Annotated in this window: 2 protein-coding genes and 1 pseudogene; 2 read left to right on the forward strand and 1 reads right to left on the reverse strand. The window is 43.1% G+C overall.

The window, feature by feature from the left end; translation table 11 throughout:
- Positions 1-111 (forward strand): annotated as a pseudogene (locus FTU05_RS17450) (IS982 family transposase); the annotation flags it as partial.
- A gap of 117 nt (positions 112-228) precedes the next feature.
- On the opposite strand, the gene FTU05_RS17455 reads toward FTU05_RS17450, so the two are convergent.
- Entirely contained in the window at positions 229-837 is a 609-nt protein-coding gene (locus FTU05_RS17455; RefSeq protein WP_180166183.1) for a TetR/AcrR family transcriptional regulator, read from the reverse strand.
- A gap of 91 nt (positions 838-928) precedes the next feature.
- On the opposite strand from FTU05_RS17455, the gene FTU05_RS17460 reads away from it, so the two are divergent.
- The gene (locus FTU05_RS17460; protein WP_180166185.1) at positions 929-2,590 is read left to right on the forward strand and encodes an acyl-CoA dehydrogenase family protein; all 1,662 of its coding nucleotides are present in this window, start codon (positions 929-931) and stop codon (positions 2,588-2,590) included.
- Positions 2,591-2,741 lie beyond the last annotated feature (151 nt).

Below are 2,741 nucleotides of genomic sequence, written 5' to 3' on the forward strand. Positions count from 1 at the left end.
AAATCACGTAGTATTTCTGGATTTCTCAGTGGAATCTATGCATCGTTATGCGCATATCAACTTACCCATCAACATAAGCCAAAAATTCAAATTATGGGATCAATTGCTTAAACAGGATTCGGGTTAAATATTTAAAATAACTGGTTTAAGAGCCGGTTTTTTGTAAATAACATGACTTTATTTTATTCACCAATGCATTTGAAACGTCATTAGACTTGTCCGCGAAGTCTAATCGCGCAACATATGAATTATATCTCGCTTTAATTCATCCCATTCAGTAAAGTTGGGTACGATCAACAAGCTTTGCGACACAAAGCCATAACACACTCTTTGTATATTTAAAGCCATTGGCTTGAGCTTTTCCTCGTTATTTATAAAAGGCTTAAGCATGTGTTGCCACATTTGCACCATCATGACATAACTTTTACGGTAACTTTCAATATCTGAAATCCGCCGTTCCAATAAAAACACCTGTGACCATAAAAACTGCTGCGCTTGAATTTGCTCAATTTGAAAGTGGATGATTTGCTGTAAATACTCTTGAAAATCCAAATCTGTGGATAACTTGATCAGCGATTGTGCATAAGTTTTCATCTGTTCGGCATTGTGTTTCACATGCAAATGAATGGTCAGCGCAATCAAATCTTCCTTCTTAGAAAAATATTCATAAAATGTCCCTAAGCCAACGCCTGCAAGGTCGGTAATTTCCCGAATGGTAATTTTGTCGGCAGGGCGCTCATGCAAAAGCCGAACAAAACTGTCCTGTAAGGCTTCTTGGGTGAGCTTTGCACGTGATTGACGCGGCTTACGCCGTATTTGAATGGCTGAATTCTTCATATTTTTAAGCGCGGAAAACCGAACGTCTATGCTTTAAATTTTCTCTATACTGAAATGAAAAGCCAACAAGAACAAGTGGAAAATATAGACGATGAATACATTAGAACAGCCATGGATGACGCATCAAATCAGCAACCAATTTGATGAACTAGAAAACTACAATCTATTTTCAAGCGATACGGTTTTACATGAAATCTTAAAACGCTGCAGCAGCCATGATCAGCCGACTTTATGCGAAATGGGCAAAGTGGCAGGTTCGAGTGAATACTTTCAGCATGGGGCTTTAGCCAACAAACATACCCCAATTTTACATGCCTTCGATGCGCGAGGCCGCCGTACTGACTTTATCGAGTTTCATCCTTCATGGCATAAATGGATGGGACTCAACCGCCAGTTTGATACCCATGCACATCCATTTAATCAGCCAAATTCCAAGGCAAAATGGGTGGAATGGGCAGCACGTTTTTATTTAGCAGGTCAGGTCGAATGCGGCAACTTATGCCCAAACTCCATGACGCTGGGCAGTATTCCACTCATTCAGCGAGAGCCTGAACTGTGGGCAAAGATTGGCGAGAAACTACTATCGACTGAATATGATGAACGCGATGTACCGATTGCGCAGAAAAAGTCGATTTGGCTCGGTATGGGCATGACCGAAAAGCAGGGCGGTTCGGATGCACGTGCTAATAAAACTATAGCTGTGCCTGTGGCAGAAACAGGACGAGGCAAAGCTTATTTACTCACAGGGCATAAATGGTTTTTCTCTGCACCGATGTGTGATGCGCATTTGGTGGTGGCAAAAACCGAACAAGATGGCTTGGCTTGTTTCTTTGTGCCGCGTTGGTTGGAAGATGGCACCAAGAATAATATTCAGGTGCAACGCCTAAAAGAAAAAGTCGGTAACCGCAGTAATTCAAGCTCGGAAGTCGAATTCAAAAATGCGTGGGGCATTATGATTGGTGAGGCAGGGCGTGGCATTCCAACCATTATTGAAATGGCGAATTATACCCGTCTGACCTGTTCGGTCGGTTCGAGCGCCATGCTGCGTCAAGCTTTGGTGCAATGCATTGCCTATACCCGTCAGCGTCAGGCTTTTGGTAAACATTTGATTGAACAACCCTTAATGCGTGCAGTTTTGGCAGATTTGGCTTTAGAGAGTGAAGCAGCGACGCAGCTCAGTTTCCATTTGGCGCAGTGCTATGAATCAGATGATGCCTTGTCTTTGGCATGGAAACGCATCATGACCCCAGCAGCCAAATTTTGGATTTGTAAGCGTGCGGTGGAACTGACAGGTGAGATGATGGAAGTCTTTGGTGGTAATGGCTATGTCGATAACGGCATCATGGCGCGCATCTTTAAAGAAGCGCCTGTGAATACCATTTGGGAAGGTTCGGGTAATGTCATGTGCCTAGATGTGCTGCGCGCGATTGGGCGTGATCCTGAATCTATTGAGGTGCTGTTTAAAGATTTGGCCAGTACAGCAAGTACAGATGAAAGCTTGCAAACAGAATTGCAGGACTTGTTCAGGTTGTTCCATCAATCGCCTGAAGATTTACAATTTATGGGGCGCAGTTTGGTCAGTCGTTTAACGGTACTTGCACAAGCGGTGTTATTGAAACGCTATGCGCCTGATTATGTAGCAAATGGTTTTATTCAAAGCCGTTATAGTGCGAAACATGGGCAAGTGGTGGGGATGTTGGATGCTAAAATGGTCGATGTGGAGCGTTTGTTGGAACGGGCTTTCGCAAGTTAAATACAATGTATTTCCCTCTCTTAATGGGCATAGGTATCTACACAAATCCCAAGTTTTGGGTTAAATTGAAGAGCATGCTCTTCAATTTAATATCTCCCATCTTGATACACGTCTCGTCAGACGATACAACGCCCTCGTAAAGCTTAATATG

Origin of the sequence: Acinetobacter sp. YH12049 (genome assembly GCF_013419875.1) — a bacterium.
Classification (GTDB): Bacteria; Pseudomonadota; Gammaproteobacteria; order Pseudomonadales; family Moraxellaceae; genus Acinetobacter; species Acinetobacter amyesii.

Excerpts from the sequence above, each read along its gene's own strand:
- FTU05_RS17455 (WP_180166183.1), bottom strand. The coding sequence starts at position 837 with ATGAAGAATTCAGCCATTCAAATACGGCGTAAGCCGCGTCAATCACGT.
- FTU05_RS17460 (WP_180166185.1), top strand. The coding sequence starts at position 929 with ATGAATACATTAGAACAGCCATGGATGACGCATCAAATCAGCAACCAA.